At 62.6% G+C, this 17,119-nt stretch carries 9 protein-coding genes; 6 read left to right on the forward strand and 3 right to left on the reverse strand.

Features of this window, described 5'->3' with window-relative positions; translation table 11 throughout:
- Window positions 1–49 precede the first annotated feature (49 nt).
- Window positions 50–1,612 carry a hypothetical protein gene (locus tag ABQM86_RS07555; protein WP_369746307.1) on the forward strand — a complete coding sequence of 521 codons (1,563 nt, stop codon included), beginning with the start codon at window positions 50–52 and terminating at the stop codon, window positions 1,610–1,612.
- Between the two features lie 1,657 nt (window positions 1,613–3,269).
- Here ABQM86_RS07555 and ABQM86_RS07560 read toward each other — a convergent pair.
- The 3 genes from ABQM86_RS07560 to ABQM86_RS07570 form a co-directional block, all read right to left on the reverse strand.
- Window positions 3,270–4,952, reverse strand: coding sequence for a DUF885 domain-containing protein (locus tag ABQM86_RS07560; RefSeq protein ID WP_369746309.1), 1,683 nt, complete (start codon window positions 4,950–4,952; stop codon window positions 3,270–3,272).
- A 66-nt stretch (window positions 4,953–5,018) separates the two neighbouring features.
- Window positions 5,019–5,276: an acyl-CoA carboxylase subunit epsilon gene (locus ABQM86_RS07565; RefSeq protein WP_089594263.1), complete on the reverse strand. Its 258-nt coding sequence runs from the start codon at window positions 5,274–5,276 to the stop codon at window positions 5,019–5,021.
- Entirely contained in the window at window positions 5,273–6,856 is a 1,584-nt protein-coding gene (locus tag ABQM86_RS07570; RefSeq protein WP_207596893.1) for an acyl-CoA carboxylase subunit beta, read from the reverse strand. Before ABQM86_RS07570 ends, ABQM86_RS07565 begins: the two co-directional genes overlap by 4 nt.
- A gap of 212 nt (window positions 6,857–7,068) precedes the next feature.
- Between ABQM86_RS07570 and ABQM86_RS07575 the strand changes: the two genes are divergently transcribed.
- The 5 genes from ABQM86_RS07575 to ABQM86_RS07595 all read left to right on the forward strand — a co-directional run bounded on the left by ABQM86_RS07575 (window position 7,069) and on the right by ABQM86_RS07595 (window position 17,074).
- Window positions 7,069–7,947, forward strand: coding sequence for an NAD(P)-dependent oxidoreductase (locus tag ABQM86_RS07575; protein WP_337339594.1), 879 nt, complete (start codon window positions 7,069–7,071; stop codon window positions 7,945–7,947).
- Between the two features lie 67 nt (window positions 7,948–8,014).
- The gene (locus tag ABQM86_RS07580; protein WP_369746310.1) at window positions 8,015–8,938 is read left to right on the forward strand and encodes a biotin--[acetyl-CoA-carboxylase] ligase; all 924 of its coding nucleotides are present in this window, start codon (window positions 8,015–8,017) and stop codon (window positions 8,936–8,938) included.
- Window positions 8,931–9,524 carry a PH domain-containing protein gene (locus ABQM86_RS07585; RefSeq protein WP_369746311.1) on the forward strand — a complete coding sequence of 198 codons (594 nt, stop codon included), beginning with the start codon at window positions 8,931–8,933 and terminating at the stop codon, window positions 9,522–9,524. Before ABQM86_RS07580 ends, ABQM86_RS07585 begins: the two co-directional genes overlap by 8 nt.
- Complete coding sequence (locus ABQM86_RS07590; protein WP_207596897.1) at window positions 9,514–10,692, forward strand: adenylate/guanylate cyclase domain-containing protein; 1,179 nt, start codon at window positions 9,514–9,516, stop codon at window positions 10,690–10,692. Before ABQM86_RS07585 ends, ABQM86_RS07590 begins: the two co-directional genes overlap by 11 nt.
- 265 nt (window positions 10,693–10,957) lie before the next feature.
- Window positions 10,958–17,074, forward strand: a complete 6,117-nt coding sequence (locus tag ABQM86_RS07595; protein ID WP_369746312.1) for an Ig-like domain-containing protein — start codon at window positions 10,958–10,960, stop codon at window positions 17,072–17,074.
- Window positions 17,075–17,119 lie beyond the last annotated feature (45 nt).

The raw sequence follows: 17,119 nt of genomic DNA on the forward strand, positions 1-17,119 counted from the left end.
ATGGTCGCTAAAAAGGGACTCGCATGGTGACGAGGCCGGCCGGGTGGTTATGCAGGTCACACAGCATGGGCGGCGGACGCGGTTCGCGTATTTACCGGGCCGGGTCACGGTGGTCTCTGATGAGGGCGGGTCCCGGTCGAACTCCTGGGTTGCTGATGGCAAGGGCCGTCTGGTGGGGGTGTTGGATGCGGAGGACCGGCGCCAGTCCATGGCTTATGACGCGCATTCGAATCTGGTGTCTTTGACTGAGCGGGACGGTGCGGTCACGGTCCACGGTTACGACACCCGCGGACGGAAGATCCGGACCGTCACCCCCGAAGGCGCGGACCTGACGTATGGGTGGGATGGGCAGGACCGTCTGACGACCTTGGTGACCGCATCCGGTGCCGTCGTGGCCTATGAGTACGCCGATGAGCTGTCCCGGGACCCGTCGGTGGTGGTGGATCCGTTGGGTGGCCGGACCGAGCTTCAGTGGCGGGACGGGCTGCTGGAACGGGTGACGGACCCGGTCGGGGTCACGATCGGTTTTGAGTACGACGGGTTCGGGGACCTCATCGCAACCCGGAACGCCGCAGGGGACACCGCCAGGATTGTCCGGGACCGGGCGGGTCGTCCGGTGACGGCGTTGACCCCGTCGGGGGCAGAGACCCGGTTTAGTTATGACGATGCCGGGGTGTTGGTGCGTCGGGTGGATCCGGACGGGGCGGTGTGGGCGTTCGAGCACGACACCGCGGGCCGGACCACCGTAATGGTTGCTCCTGATGGGGGAAGGACGGTGTTCGAGTACGCCCCCAACGGGGAACTGTCCCGCACCATCGACCCGCTGGGCCGCAGTATCGAACGGGTTGTTGATGAGCTCGGGAACCTCACCGCCGCGGTGCTGCCGGACGGGGCGAAGTGGGGCTTCACCCATGACAACCTCTCCCGGCTCGTCTCGGTGACGGATCCTGCCGGGCATGACTGGGTGCGGGAGTACGACACGGTCGGTGCCCTGACTGCCGTCGTGGATCCGACCGGTGTCCGGACCGGCGCGGTCACCGACCGGTCCAGCGGGACGGCGTCCTTGACCGACGCGTTCGCCACGAATATTTACACTTTTGATGAGTACGGCCGCCCCACGAAAATCGAGGCCGTGGATGGGTCCGCGGAGCTGGTGAGCTATGACGCGGCGGGGAACCCGGTCGAGTTGGTTGATGGTGAGGGCGGGTTGACGGTCTTGGGCCGCGACGCCGCGGGGAAGATCACCTCGATCACCTCACCCACGGGGGCGGTGACCCGGTTCGAGTATGACAATTGCGGCCGGCCGTTCCGCAGTATTGACCCGGTGGGGGCGGTCACGGAACTGTCCTACGACCCCGATCAGCGGCTCACGGCGAGGAGACTGCCGAGCGGTGAGGTCGAAACCTTCGCCTACGGCGCGTGTGGGCGGTTGACCGCGAGGCATACTCCGGGGGAGGGGACGGCCCGGTATGGGTACGACAAGGTCGGGCGGCTGAGTTTCGCCCAGGATTCCTGGTACGGGACCCGCCGCTTTGAATACAACCTCGCCGGGGAGTTAGTGTCCACGACGAACGGGGTGGGTGGCAGGACCGGGTTCGAGACGGGGCACTGATCGCCGCCATCGAACGCGACCTTGCGGGCCGGCGGGTGGTCATCACCGACCACACGGGCGGGGCGGGGTATGCGGTAGAGCACGAACTGTGCTTTGACCGGCGCGGACTCCTCACCCGAAAGTCCAACGGCAACGGGAACGGGACGCTGTCATGGGGGTATGACGGTGACGGGAATCCAGCAGCCGGCCACGTTACGGGCAAAGGCGCCCAGTTTCTCCTGAGTGCGAGCGTCAACACAGGCGCCGGGTTCGCGGGGGGAAATGCTCAAGAGTGGTGTGAATGGCGAAGCATTTGATCCGATCAAGTCTCTGGTTTCTTCTACTACGTCCGGAGTGTTCTCTACGGGTGTTTCTACTTCGCGGGGAAACTCATCGCAGGGTTACGCTGATCTCATTGGAACAAGCACCTCTTCGCCTATTGAGTATTTTACGAAGTCCAATATGACTACAGACTTAACTAATTCACTCATTGGACTCGGAACGAATGGAATGATCGATGAAGCATGGAAATAATGATGACTAAAGAGACTGCCGGGGACCGCACCCTTCGTGAAAGAGCGATGCCCCAGTGATACCAATGGCTGAGCGTGACAATTCCCGGTCTTATAGCGATTTTAACCTGCGTAAATAGATTTGACGAGTTTGGCTTATCTGCTTGGCTAACAAACTTTATTGTATTGTCTATATGTATTGCCGGCATGGGGTTTGTGACATATGTCAGTTCAAATTTCGCCGCCATAAATACTTTGGTTGGCACAATTGTCCTAGGCAGTCTAGCCATAGCGGCTCTGTCCAACATACTTCCGGTCATTGCGACATCGTACGGATCGCTATGGGCGGGCTGTGGTCTCGGCTTCATGATTGGGCTGACTCTAACTGCTGGTGAACAACGATAAGTCTGGGCCTCGGTGTGATTGGCAATGAAATCCAAGCAGCACAGCAAGCAGCGAAGCCGTCGTGACTAAAGAGCGGCGGAATTCTTGGGAGGGCTCCCTGATCTTCAGTGGGGTGGTTTTAATGGCCACGCTCTCTGTGATGGTGTTTGTGCCGAATGACACAGTGTTTGCTGGAGGTCGGTTCGTTACTTGCCGGTCTGGCTGTTGGTTCTCTGTTTCTTCGGTTTGGCTTACCTCGGCAGTGGATGGGTTCCGTTGTTCTGGTTTTGTTCGTTGTGGTGTGGTTGGTCTTGGGTATGCCTGGTTTGGCGGGTTCCTTGCGGGAACGTTTGCAGGTTTGGCATGGGGGCGTGCTGCTGGGAGCCGCACAAGGGGCCCGGTGGCTCCTTGTGCGGTGGATAAGCGTGGTTTTGGTTCTGCGGCGGAGGCCCGGCGACTGGCGGATGAGGCCCTGCATTCCCTGGATGGGGCAAAGCGGGGGCGTTTGACGGTCGAGCACGGCTCAGCGCGCTTTGAAGTGGCTGGTGGTGTTAAAGCAGGAATGGTCTGTCACCACGCAGCGATACGGGACTTTATCGAGTTTGATTGAACCGCCCACTGCAGCATAAACCCGCCTGCCCTTGCCGCGGGGGACTCGCCTTAATCCCGGCCGTCTCCGAGAACCCATTGCCAAGACCGGGCATCCGGCAGTGTGCATCAAAGTGACGAAGGAGCAGCACACCGAGGATGTCCGGCCTCCGGCCGGAGCCACTCCAAAATAATCAGCCCAGCAGGGCCCTGCGCAGTACGTCCAAGCCCACTGACCCGATGTTCAACGCCTTGCTGTGGAACGACTTCAGGTCGAAGTCTTCGCGGGATTCAAGCTCGGCACGGATCTGCTCCCAGAGACGCTGGCCGACCTTGTACGACGGGGCTTGGCCCGGCCAGCCGAGGTAGCGGGTGAATTCGAACTGGAGCTGGCCTTCGCTGATGTCGAGGTTGGCCTTGAGGAAGTCGAAGCCCTTCCCGGGGGTCCAGGTTCCGGTGCCCCAACGCTCGGGGACGGGCAGTTCCAAGTGGACGCCGATGTCGAAGACCACGCGGGCCGCGCGCATGCGCTGGCCATCGAGCATTCCCATGTGGTCGCCCGGGTCCTTGAGGTAGCCCAGTTCCAGCATGAGCTGCTCGGCGTAAAGCGCCCAGCCCTCGCCGTGGCCGGACACCCAGCAAACATTGCGGCGCCAGTTGTTGAGGAGTTCGCGCCGGTATGTTGCCGTGGCTACTTGAAGGTGGTGGCCCGGGACGCCCTCATGGAACACAGTGGTGGTTTCGGACCACGTGGTGAACGTGTCTTCACCGGCGGGCACGGACCACCACATGCGGCCTGGACGGGAGAAGTCGTCGGAAGGGCCGGTGTAGTAGATGCCGCCTTCGTCGGTGGGGGCGATCATGCACTCAAGAGTTCTCATGACGTCCGGGATGTCGAAGTGGACGTCAGCAAGTTCGGACACTGCCCGGTCTGAGAGTTCCTGCATCCAGGCCTTGAGGGCGTCCGTGCCCTTGATCTGGCGTGCAGGATCGTTGTTGAGGATGCTCTTGGCTTCTTCGATCGATGCACCAGGTTTGATCTGGTTGGCGATCTTCTCCTGCTCGCCGATGAGCCTCTCAAGCTCCTGGACGCCCCAAGCGTAGGTCTCTTCCAGATCTACTTCGGCGCCAACGAATGAACGCGAGGCCAGCGCGTAACGTTCGCGCCCGACTGCGTCCTTCTCCGGTGCCAGGGGCAGGAGTTCATCCCGAAGGTATCCACCCAAGGCGCTATACGAAGAACGCGCGGCCGCAGTCCCGGCGTCGAGCTTTGACTGAACCTCGGCGGGCAGTGGCGAGCCATCAAGCGCAGCGTTGGCGGCCATCTTGGCGAAGAAGCCGTCCTCTGAGGCGTAGCGGCCGGTCTGCTCGATGACGATCCGGACTTGGCGGGCGGCGGCGACTTTTCCGTCGGCAGCAGCGGAGCGAAGCGACTCAATATAGCCCTCAACAGCCCCAGGAACATTGGCCGCGCGGCCGGCAATGTGCTCCCAGTGCTCCACCGTGTCGGTGGGCATGAGGTCGAAAATGGCGCGAATGTCCTGGGCAGGAGAGGCAATGTTGTTCAGGTCGGCGAGGTCCCAGCCCGACTCGTGGATCTCCAGTTCCAGGCCGAGCCGCTCGCGCATGGCGTCCAGGGTGACGGCATCCACATCATCGGACGGCTCAAGGCCTGCCAAGGCATCCAAGGCCAACTTTGTGGCTTCCGCATGAGCCTCGGCACCGGCAGGGGAGTAGTCCTGGTATTCGGTTTCGTGTCCGGGCAAGCCCAGTGTGGTGGCGAAGCTGGGATTGAGTTCGATCAACTTTTCTGTGTACGCGTCAGCGACGGCATCGATGGCGGACTTCGGGCGTACAGGAGTGTTTGCAGTAGTCACCCACAGAGCCTAGCCGCGACACCGCTTACGTGAAAGGGTTGTTGAACTTTTCTACGTGAGCGAAAACTAGCCGCGGCTGCGCTTCCACGCGCCAGGACCGGGGGTGGGGTCCAGCCGCAACTGCTGACGACGCACCCAATGCCGGACGTTCGGCTTCGATGCGGCAGCTTCCTGCGTTGTCCCGAGTGAAACCACGACGGCGGCAATCGCCGCGAGCTCTTCGGCCGTCGGTTCGCCCTTGACCACCGAAAACAGCGGCGCAGCGGCTGCTTCAGCGGGTACCTGATCAGGCGCGGAATCAGCCCGGTGCTTCGGCGTGCTCACAGCGGGATGTTTCCGTGCTTCTTGGTGGGCAGGCTCGCGCGCTTGTCGCGGAGGGCCCGGAGGCCGCGGATGATCTGGAGGCGCGTGTCGGACGGAGCGATGACTGCGTCCACGTAGCCCAGTTGGGCCGCCTGGTAGGGGTTGAGGAGTTCTTCCTCGTAGCCCTGGATGATCTCGGCCCGCTTGGCCTCGACATCACCGCCGGCTTCGGCAACAGCAGCAAGATCGCGACGGTACAGGATATTCACGGCACCCTGGGCGCCCATGACGCCGATCTGGGCGGTGGGCCAGGCGAGGTTCAGGTCTGCGCCGAGCTTCTTGGAGCCCATCACGATGTACGCGCCACCGTAGGCCTTGCGGGTAATCACGGTGAGCTTGGGGACCGTTGCTTCGGCGTAGGCGTACAGGAGCTTCGCGCCACGGCGGATGATGCCTTGGAACTCCTGGTCCTTGCCAGGCAGGAAGCCGGGGACGTCCACCAGAGTGATGATGGGGATGTTGAACGCATCGCAGTGGCGGACAAAGCGGGCAGCCTTTTCCGAGGCGGAGATGTCCAGGGTTCCGGCAAACTGCATGGGCTGGTTGGCCACGATGCCCACGGTGTGTCCCTCAACGCGGCCGTAGCCGATCATCACGTTGGGGGCGTACAAGGACTGCATTTCAAGGAAGTGCGCGTCGTCCACGATCTGCTCAATGACCTTGCGCATGTCGTACGGCTGGTTGGCGGAATCGGGAATCAGCGCGTCCAGTGCGAGGTCGTCGTCGTTGAGTTCCAGTTCCTGGTCGTGCTCCACGACGGGGGCTTCGGACAGGTTGTTGGAGGGGAGGAAGTCCAGGAGTTCGCGGACGAATTCGATCGCGTCTGCTTCGTCCGAGGCAAGGTAGGTGGAGGTTCCGGTGGTGGCATTGTGCTGGCGGGCGCCACCCAGGGTTTCCATGTCCACGTCTTCGCCGGTGACAGTTTTGATGACGTCCGGGCCGGTGATGAACATGTGCGAGGTCTTGTCCACCATGACCACATAGTCGGTCAGGGCGGGGGAGTAGGCTGCGCCGCCGGCGCACGGGCCCATGATGAGGGAGATCTGCGGGACCACGCCGGAAGCGTGGACGTTGTTGCGGAAGATGTCAGCGAACATGGCCAGGGAAGCTACGCCTTCCTGGATACGCGCGCCGCCGCCGTCGTTGATTCCGACAACCGGGCAACCATTGCGGAGGGCGAATTCCTGGACTTTGACGATCTTCTCGCCGTTGACCTGGCTCAGGGAGCCGCCGTAGACGCTGAAGTCCTGGCTGTAGATCGCGATGAGGCGGCCATCAACGGTGCCGTATCCGGAGACCACGCCGTCGCCGAGGGGCTTCTTCTTCTCCATGCCGAAGGCAGTGGAGCGGTGGACTGCCAGGGCGTCGAACTCGACGAACGAGCCCGGATCAACCAAGAGGTCAATGCGTTCGCGGGCCGTGTTCTTGCCCCGTGCGTGCTGCTTCTCAATCGCTTCCGGGCCGGAAGGTTGCTCTGCACGGGCCTGGCGGTCGCGGAAGTCGGCAATCTTTCCCGCTGTCGTTGTCAGATCGTGGCTCATCAAGTGTCTCCGGCTCTGTAGCTGATTTTCGCTGGCGCAGTTCGGTGTTGGTCCCGAAGCTTAAGTAGCTTCCGTACAAAGAACAGGCCCCGCAGGCCAGTCTAGTGACGCCTTTGCCGCGAACCGCTGTAGAAACCCTACAATTTTCCGCGTCCAAGCCAAAGCCATCGCTATGTTACCCGTCAGTAACATAGTTGCGTTAGAGTGTCCCCATGACTTCAAGCAACGACGCTTCCCGCGCACTTGCGCCGGCGCAGACTCCCTACGTGGCCACCGGTTCGCTCAAGGGCCGGACCATCCTCATGTCCGGCGGCAGCCGGGGCATCGGCTTGGCCATAGCCACCCGCGCAGCCCGCGATGGCGCCAACATTGTGCTCATGGCCAAGACCGGCGATCCCCATCCCAAGCTCGAGGGGACTGTCTTCACCGCCGCTGAACAACTGGTCGCGGCCGGTGGCCAAGCGCTGCCGCTGGTCGGGGACGTTCGCAATGACGACGACGTCGCCGCAGCGGTCGCCGCCGCCGTCGAGCGTTTCGGAGGGATCGACGTCGTGGTTAACAACGCCTCGGCGATCGACCTGTCCCGCACCGACGCCGTAGACATGAAGCGCTACGACCTCATGCAGGACATCAACGTCCGTGGAACGTTCCTGCTCTCCAAGCTGGCGCTTCCTGCGTTGAGGGAATCCAGCGACGCCCACATCCTCACACTGTCTCCGCCGCTGAACCTGGACCCCAAATGGGCCGGCATGCATCTGGCCTACACCATGGCCAAATACGGGATGAGCCTCACCACGCTGGGGCTGGCGGAAGAGTTGAAGGACGACGGCGTTTCGGTCAATTCGCTCTGGCCGTGCACCCTGATCGATACCGCCGCCATCCGGAACATGCCCGGCGGGCAGCAAATCGTCCAGGCCGCACGCGGCCCGGAAATCATGGCCGACGCCGCGCATGCCGTCCTGACGGGTGCGGGGGCAACGGGCAAGTTCTTCACCGATGAAGAAGTCCTGCGCGCGGCTGGTGTGTCAGACTTTTCGCCGTACAGCCTGGGCGCGCCCGAAGACCGCCTGGTTCCGGACATTTTTCTCTAGGCGGATTCCCAGCCGCTTTCCTGCTCACGGGCCATCCCTGGACGCCGCAACTGGATAGGATTCAGCTATGAATGCCGAACAGCCAGAGAGCAGCGAACCCCACATCCCGACCAGCGGTCCGGAGCGGGCTGCCTTGGATCGTGAAGCCTTGCTGCAGCCGGACTTCCTTTCAGCCACGGGCATTTCGCAACTGACCATCGTCGAGTCCACAGGGTCCACCAACCAGGACTTGGTGCGGGCTGTCACCGTTGAGCCCAAAAAGTGGGCCGACCTCGCCGTTCTGACAGCCGAGCACCAGACGGCTGCGCGTGGTCGGTTGGACCGGCACTGGGAATCGCCCGAGCGATCGGCTGTCTCCGTGTCAATAGTGCTTCGTCCCGTCACGGCAGAAGGCATGCCGGTACCAACGCAAAGCTATTCCTGGCTGTCCCTGCTAGCTGCCGTTGCCCTGCGGGAGGCATTGCAGGAAACCGCCGGTGTGACAGCAGACATCAAGTGGCCCAATGACGTCTTGGTCAACGGGCGCAAAATCGCTGGGATCCTTGCCCAGATGACAGCCGTGGGCGATGGCTCTGTTCCCGCCGTCATCCTCGGCGTGGGCCTCAACGTCACGCTGGCCGAGGAAGAGCTGCCGGTCACGACAGCGACGTCACTGGCCTTGGAAGGGGCCACGACGACGGACCGCACGGCGCTGCTGAAAAGTTACCTGTCACGCTTCGCCCGGCTTTACCGCAGCTTCTGCAATTCCGAGGGGGACCCGGCCGCAGGATTGGCGGGAGGGCCTTCCCTGCACAAGCGGGTTGAGTCCGCCATGGTGACCTTGGGGCGCGAAGTGCGGGCGCACCTGCCTGGCGATCACGAACTGGTGGGACATGCCTCGCGGTTGGACGAGCACGGCTCGTTGCTGGTGGTGGACCATGGGGGCAGGGAACACGTGGTGACAGCTGGTGACGTGGTGCACTTGCGCGCCACGGAAAGTGGTTATGCGTAAAGAGTTGCTTCCGGGGGAGCAGGTCATCACCATCACACGTCAACAGGCCCGATCCCTCTTCTTCCCGGTGCTGGCATTCCTCATTGCTCCGGCTCTGACGGGATATGCCTGCGCTTGGATTGTCAAAGGCAATGCCCAGCGCCTTGCTCCGTTCATTACAGTGGAATGGACGCCGTGGCTGATGGGTGTCAGTGTGGGACTCGCAGCCTGGCTGTTGATTGGTTACTGCATTCGTCGGGTGATGCGCTGGCATTCCATCCGGTACATCCTGACCAGCAGGCGGATACTTGCCAAATACGGAATGTTTCGACGCCGCGACTGGCAGGTCTCGCTCATGGCGGTCCGCAATGTGGGCGTTCATCAGAGCCTGCTCCAACGGACATTGCACTCCGGGAATATATCCTTGGATACCGGGCACTCCGGAACGGCCATCCTGGCGGATGTTCCGGACGTCGCGAAGTTCCGGGGATTCATTCTTGACGCGATGGACGAACTCCCGCAAGGTGAGGTTTTTGAGGGCCAAGTATTGACGGATTATGACCAGTTGCCACGGGAGCTGAGAGAAGGTGGAAGAGATGAGCGTTGAGGATCAGCAGTCCGGCGAGGACTTGGACCAGGAGTTCGACGCCGTCCCCGAACCTTCAGTCGACGAGGACACCGATTCGGGGCCTGCCCCGGTTGCTGTGCAGGCTGGACCACCCACCGGTGTAATGTCCGCCGAGCGCCTGGCCATCAAAGCATTGGAATCAAAGCTGCTGGGCGGCGAACGAAAGCTCCGTCGTCGTGAAGTAGCCGCAGGGGCGGGTGTTTCCATTTTGTCCGCCCGCAAAATTTGGCGTGCCCTGGGATTCCCGAACTTCGGCGACGAAGACGTTGCCTTTACGGAACGGGATCAAGCGGCACTGTCCACCATCCTGGACCTTGTCCGGGCCGGCGTCCTGACCGAGGAAGCGGCCATCTCTGTCACCCGGTCCATCGGGCAGATGACGGACCGCATGGTGGTCTGGCAGATCGAAGCCTTGGTGGAAGACATGGTGTCTGAGCAGGGGATTCCGGATGCCGTGGCCCGTAAGCAACTGGTAGGTCAGTTGCCCGGCCTGGTGGACTCGCTCGAAGAGATCCTGGTCTACTCCTATCGGCGTCAACTCAACGCAGGTGTGCAACGCCTGGCGGTTCGCGCGGAAGCCGGGCTGCAGGCCAGTGAAGAAGGCCGCGAGGGCGACGAAGACGATTCGCCGTTGCCCTTGGCACGGGCCGTGGGTTTCGCCGACCTCGTCTCCTACACCAGCCTTTCGCGTCGGATGAACGAAAAGACGCTCGCCCAGTTGGTGCAGCGCTTTGAGAACAAGTGCGCCGAAATTATTTCCGTGGGTGGCGGCCGGTTGGTCAAGACCGTGGGCGACGAAGTCCTCTACATCGCGGAGACACCCGCGGCCGGGGCCGAGATTTCCCTGGCGTTGGCGCAGGCCTTCACCGAAGACGAAATTCTGCCGCAATGCCGAGTCTCCATGGTCTGGGGCCGCATCCTGTCCAGACTGGGCGACATTTACGGACCAACCGTCAACCTGGCCGCCCGGCTGACAACCCTTGCCCAGCCCGGCACCGTCCTGGTGGATGCCATGACAGCCGCTGCTCTGGGGCAGGATGACAGGTTCGTCCTGGTTCCGCAGAAATCGGAGAACGTCCGTGGCTTCGGCGAAATCCATCCCGTGATGCTGGCTCGTGGCCGCGGCAAGGGGCTGGTGCTGGACTAGTCGCCTGTTGACGGCCCCCCTTCCAAAGCGCACGCTCTCTCACGTCCCTCGGGCTTGAGCCGAACGCTCGCTCACTTTCCTGAAGAAAGTGAGCGAGCGTTCGGCTTTAAGGGCTGTTATGTGAGAGAGCGTGGTGGATGCGATTCCGTCACGACTTAGCTAATCGATGGAGTAACCCGGTAGGCTGTGCGTTGATTGTGTCGTGTTTCGCCGTGGGGGTCGGCGCCGGCTGCTTCGTGCTGCCTGAACTGTGGGGGAATGTGGGATGGCTCTGTCTGATGGGTCCGGAAAACGCCGTGCCAATAACAGCCGGCGTAAGGTCATCGCAGCCACTGCCTTCACTGCGGCAGCGGCCGTCCTAATCACAGGTGCCATTCTCTATCCAGGGTTCAAGACCACCGAGGTGGAACTGAACGACGGCGGCGTCTGGGTGGTCAGTAAGACCAAGAATGCGGCCGGTCGCCTGAACTACCCCTCCAAATCGCTGGATGGGGCAGTGACTCCGGCCAGCACCAACTTCGACATCCTTCAGCAGGCCGGCGACATCTTTATCGATGACGCAGATGGCGGGACCATCAACCCTGTCAGCGCCGCCAACATGCGCCTGGGCGGTGACCAAAAACTTCCGGGCTCCGCGGAAGTGAGCTTCGGCAACAAAGTACTGGCTGTCACTGACCCGTCCCAGGGCAAGGTCTGGGCTGTTTCGCCCACCTCCATCGGCGGTTTCAGCGACGAATCGGAACCCTTGTTCGAGCAGTCGCCCGGTGTGGTCTCAGTGGTGGGTGTGGATGACACCATCCACACACTGGACCCGAAAACAGGAACACTGACGGCAACAAAGGTGGATCTCGACGGTAAGGCCGTGGATTCCCGGGTCCGGAGCGATGACGCTTTGAAGGCCGACGGCGAACTCCAGCTGGCAACTGTGGGCGACAAAGCCGTGGTGCTTAACGCAGCCACCGGCGACATCGTGCTGCCCGGGGGCAACAAAGTACACCTGGACGACGCCAGGGAAGCCAAATTGCAGCAGAGCGGCCCGGCCGCCGATTTTATCGCCATCGCCACCCCGAAGGCACTGCTCCTGCAACCCCTGGACGGCGGGACCGCCAAGACGGTTCAAGCGGACGGTCAGGGCATTCCGGCTGCCCCAGTCCATCTAGGGTCTTGCACGTACGCAGCGTGGTCCGGTGCCAACAAATACGTCCGGGAATGCACCAACGAGGCAGATAACAAGCGGTCCGACGTTCCCAAGGCGAGTGCGTCGCCGTCGTACGTTTTCCGTGTTAACCGCGATCTTGTGGTGCTGAACGACGTCAACTCAGGCAACGTCTGGATGGTCAACCAGAACATGCAGTTGGTCAACAACTGGGACGACGTCATCCCGCCCCAGCAGACCTCGGACGACGCCGACAAGGACTCCGCGGACGAAGTCCAGCAGACAGTCCTTCCGGACCGCAGCAAACCCAACACCGTGCCGGTGGCCAAACCCGATGCCTTCGGGGTCAGGGCCGGAAAGACCACTGTCTTGCCCGTGCTGGACAACGACGCCGATGCCGACGGCGATGTCCTCACGGTCAGCACCAGCGAGCCACTGAAGTCCGGCGCCTTGTCCGCCGTCTACGGTGGCACCGGCTTCCAGATCGCAGTCCCCGCCGGAACCACGGGCTCCGAAACGTTCAAGTACTCGGTGGACGACGGCCGTGGCGGTACAGGCGGCGCGGACGTCGACCTGCGGGTTGTGCCCGCGGCGGAAAACAACGCCCCCCAGCCCAAACCCAACCGGAACAACGCCTTGGTGGTCCAGTCCGGGAAGATCGCCAGCCAGTTTGTCCTCACCGATTGGCTGGACCCCGACGGCGATGACATCTTTGCCGTCGCCGTCTCCAGCAGCGATCCAGCGGACCAAGTCCGGATCAGGCCGGACGGCTTGCTCACCTTCCAGGACGCAGGGGCTGGCCCGGGCCGTAAAACCCTGACCGTCAGTGTCTCGGACGGGTCCCTGACCACCCAAGGGCAGATCAGCGTTGACGTCCGTGCTCCGGGTGCGCTGCCGCCCATCGCGAATGCGGATCACGTGGTTGCGGTGGCGGGCCAGGATACGGTGATCGCGCCGCTCAAGAATGACACCGACCCGCAGGGCGGGACGCTAAGACTTGCGCAGGCACAGCCGGACGCGCAGTCGACCGCCGTGGTGGGTCCGGACCAGCAGACGTTTACTTTCAACTCGACCTCGGTGGGTCCCCACTATGTGACGTACATGGTGACCAACGGACCGGCGAGTGCCCAGCAACTGGTGCGGGTGGACGTCGTGTCCGGAAACAGCGACGGCGCACCGGTGGCGGTCCGCGATATTGCCCTCCTGCCCAGTGGCGGCAGCACCGTGGTTGACGTGTTGGGCAACGACTCAGACCCCAGTGGGGGCGTCCTGGTGGTCCAGTCGGTCACGGCGGCCGACGGGCTCCCGGTATCGGTCGCGGTCCTTGACCACTCGGTCGTCAAAATCACCGACATCCGGGCCCAGGGACAGTTGTCGTTGAAATACACGATCTCCAACGGCAAGGCCTCGGCCACAGGGGATATTTCTGTCCAGGTTGTGCCGGCGCCCACCAAACTTCAGGCACCGCAGGCCAAGCCGGACGAGGTCTCCGTGCGTGCCGGCGACATAGTGACCATCCCGGTCCTGGAGAACGACACGGACCCCAACGGCGGAGAGCTCACACTGGACCCCGTCCTGGCACAGCAGCCCGACGAGGCCGCGGGCAGAATCTTTGTTGCGGGGAACACCCTGCGCTACATCGCAGGCCAGGAACCCACCACCGTTTATGCCATCTACAAGGTCAGCAATGCCTCGGGCCAAACTGACTCGCAGCAAGTCACCATCCGCATCCGAGCCCGCGATGACGCCACCAACACCAGGCCAGAGCCGCGGAATCTGACAGCCCGCGTGGTTGCGGGGATGACGGTAAGAATCCCTGTTCCCCTGGATGGTATCGATGCCGATGGCGACTCGGTGCAGCTGATGGGCATCGATAAAGCTCCCCAACTGGGGACATCCATCCTGCGGGACGGATATTTGGAGTTCACGGCCGGGGGTACGTCCGCCGGTACTGACACTTTCAGCTACCGCGTGCGGGACCGTATAGGTGCGGAGAACACCGGCACGGTGATCGTGGGCATTGCGCCGGCCGAAGCCGACAACCAGAAGCCCATTGCGGTGGACGACGTCATTGATGTCCGGCCCGGACGACGGGTCGCGGTGAACGCACTGAAAAACGACTCAGACCCCGACGGCGACCCCATCGCTTTGGTGTCGGCGTTCGAGGCCAAACCGGAACTGCAGGTTGAAGCCGCCGCAGGAAAGGTGGTCCTCACGGCGCCGGGTGCGGCCGGCACGGACAGCATCAGCTACCGGATCCAGGACGACAAGAAGGCAGAAGCTGCCGCGGTCATCCGCGTCCAGACCAGCCCGACCGCGCCGCTCCATGCCCCCGTGGCAGTGGACGACCGGATCACGTTGGCCGAGACCCTGGGTAAAACTGCGGTTGACGTTCCGGTGGTGAAGAACGATTCCGATCCCGACGGCGTGGCGGAGGACCTCACCATTTCCCTGCCGGACGGGAACCCGAATGTGCGCGTAGGGACAGCCGGCAACGTAGTGGTGACACTCCTGCCCGAAGATCAGTTGATTCCCTATACCGTCACGGACATCGATGGGCAGTCAGCCACCGCGGTCATGTGGATTCCAGGCCAGGGCCTCCAGTACCCCACGCTTTCCACCACTGAGATCGTGGAGGTCACCGCGGGGGAGGAAGTTACTCTGGCCCTTCAGGATCACGTCAAGGTCAGGGACGGCCGTCAACCCCGCATAACGGTGGCGGACAAGATCCGCGTCTTTGGCGGTGACTCCACCAACGTTATTGCTGGTGATGGTACGGCGTTGAGGTATGCGGCCCAGTCTGAGTATGTGGGGCCCGGGTCCATCACCTTCGAAGTGACTGACGGCAGTGGTCCGGACGATGCCGAGGGCTTGAAGTCCACTCTGACCATCCAGACCAAGGTGCTCCCGAACCCCAACGCCAATCACGCCCCCACCTTCAGCGGAGCTGCGATTGAAGCGCCAAAGGGGGACACTACCGAACTGGACCTGGCCAACCTTGCCGCGGACGTTGATGAGCAGGACCAAGGCAAGCTCACGTTCAGCGTGGACGGTGACCTGCCCGGCGGTTTCGACGCGCGGGTGGAGGGTACGGTCCTGAAAATCACCCCCGGGGGTTCACTCAACCCCGGCGCCCGCGGGACCGTGCCGCTCAAGGTGACCGATGGCCGCTCGGAGCCTGCGAAGGCAGCCGTCACCGTTTCCGTAGTCTCATCGAACCGACCCAAACCGGCAGCGAACGATGATGTCCTCGACAAGGCCAACGCCGGCAAGTCCGAAACCATCAATGTGCTGGGCAACGACTTCAACCCCTTCAGCGAACCCTTGACGGTGCTTTCGGCCGTGGTGGAGACCGGATCCGCATCAGGCGAGCCTGCCATAGGAGGCGACTCCATCACGGTGACGCCCGCCGACGGCTTCAAGGGGGTCCTGGTAGTCAGGTACACCATCAAGGACAAGACCGATGATCCCAGCCGGCAAGCCGTGGGTCGTGTCCGCATCACGGTGCGGGACAAGCCCGATGCTCCTTCGGCCCCGGTTGCTACGGACGTCCGCAGTAAAACTGCCGTCCTCAAGTGGGCGCCGCCGTCGGACAATGGCGCAGCCATCACCAAGTACACGGTGAAAGCGGCCGGGTTCCAGCAGGAATGCCCCACGACGACGTGTACGTTGACTGGACTGACCAACAACGTCAAGTATGTCTTCACCGTGGTTGCCACCAATGAGGTAGGCGAATCCCAGCCCTCAGTGCCCTCCAACGAGATCACTCCGGATGAGAAGCCATCGCCCCCGGACGTCCCCACGGTCCAAGCCGGCGATAAGGACCTAGCCATCACCTGGACTCCCGCCAAGACCGAAGGTTCCCCGGTAAAGCACTACAACCTGGAGATCTCTCCGCCGCCCGCCAACGGCATTGCCGTCAAGAACGAGGTCACTGGCCTCAGCTACACCTGGCCAGGCCTGACCAACGGTGTGAAATACAAGGTCCGTGCCCAGGCTGTCAATGACCTAGGCCCGTCGGATTGGGGGCTGTACTCCGCAGAGGACCATCCTGCCGGTATCCCCGCAACACCGGCGCCGCCCAGCACCACAGTGGTGTCCGCCGTTGGTTCGCAGAACCAGCTCCGCGTCGACTGGGCCGAGCCTGGCATCAACGGCGACCCCATCAAGAATTACTACGTCACCATGAGCGGCGGCAGCGGAACCACCCAGACTCAGACCATTCCGGGGAATGTCCGAACAGCCACCTTCAAGGTTTCCACCAACGAGTCGGCGTACACGTTCACAGTTCAGGCTGAGAACAAGGCAGGAAAGAGCCTGGTCAGCGCGGCCTCACCTCCGCGCAGGGCCACGGGAAAGCTGGGCACTGTTCAAAACGTCAGTGCCACGCCGGCCAACACCGGTGCCGCCGGTGGTCAGCTCACCATCAATTTCTCTGCGCTCGGCGACACCCAGCGCAACGGCTCCAAGGCCAACGAAGTCAGCTATACCTACTCCGCAGGCGGACGCTCCGGTGCCATCCAGCCCGGGCAGACCGTAGGCGGCTTCGCCAACGGCCAGGCGACCACTGTGACAGTGACGGCACATTCGACGGTGGCGCCCAGTGCGGATGCCGCTGCCGCGCCATCCGCCACACCATTTGGTGCTCCGGGTACGCCGTCGGCGTCGGGTTCCAACGGGGCCGTGAACCAGAAATCTGTGACCTTCAACTGGTCTTCCCCGTCAACCGCTACGAACGATGTGAAGACCACGAAGATCCGCATCGACAACGGCGGCTGGGAGACCGTGGGCGCCTCGGGCAGCCGTACCATCAACACTGCCGGGTGGGAAGAGTCCCACAGCCTCACTGTGCAGACGTTCAACTCGCTCGGCACGGGCGGCGGCCTAGCGTCGGCCAGCGCCAAGTCGGGACGCCAAGGGGAGTGGACTACCACCATGAACCCGGGAGCGGTGGTGCGGTCGTGCAGCTTTACAGCAGGAGGGGCCAACTACGATCCGAACAGGAAAACGTGTGACGGGCAAAGCAACAACACCCCGCCATGGATGGCTTCCGCCGATCAAGGCCCCATTGTGGTGCGTTGTTACATCGACCAAACAGATAACTGGACCGGTATGCACCGCTGGTGGCGGATCGAATCAGGCTCCTACCGCAACGTGGGCCGGTACATCATCGCAGGTCACACCCACCTTCCAGACCCCGCAGGCATCGGAGCGCCCCCGTGCTGAACATGACAAAACCACGGGACGGGGCACTTCTCCCCATCGCGCGCC

The organism is Paenarthrobacter sp. AMU7, from assembly GCF_041200195.1.
Classification (GTDB): Bacteria; Actinomycetota; Actinomycetes; order Actinomycetales; family Micrococcaceae; genus Arthrobacter.

Excerpts from the sequence above, each read along its gene's own strand:
- ABQM86_RS07580 (WP_369746310.1), top strand. The coding sequence starts at position 8,015 with ATGAATGCCGAACAGCCAGAGAGCAGCGAACCCCACATCCCGACCAGC.
- ABQM86_RS07595 (WP_369746312.1), top strand. The coding sequence starts at position 10,958 with ATGGCTCTGTCTGATGGGTCCGGAAAACGCCGTGCCAATAACAGCCGG.
- ABQM86_RS07590 (WP_207596897.1), top strand. The coding sequence starts at position 9,514 with ATGAGCGTTGAGGATCAGCAGTCCGGCGAGGACTTGGACCAGGAGTTC.
- ABQM86_RS07555 (WP_369746307.1), top strand. The coding sequence starts at position 50 with ATGCAGGTCACACAGCATGGGCGGCGGACGCGGTTCGCGTATTTACCG.
- ABQM86_RS07575 (WP_337339594.1), top strand. The coding sequence starts at position 7,069 with ATGACTTCAAGCAACGACGCTTCCCGCGCACTTGCGCCGGCGCAGACT.
- ABQM86_RS07570 (WP_207596893.1), bottom strand. The coding sequence starts at position 6,856 with ATGAGCCACGATCTGACAACGACAGCGGGAAAGATTGCCGACTTCCGC.
- ABQM86_RS07585 (WP_369746311.1), top strand. The coding sequence starts at position 8,931 with ATGCGTAAAGAGTTGCTTCCGGGGGAGCAGGTCATCACCATCACACGT.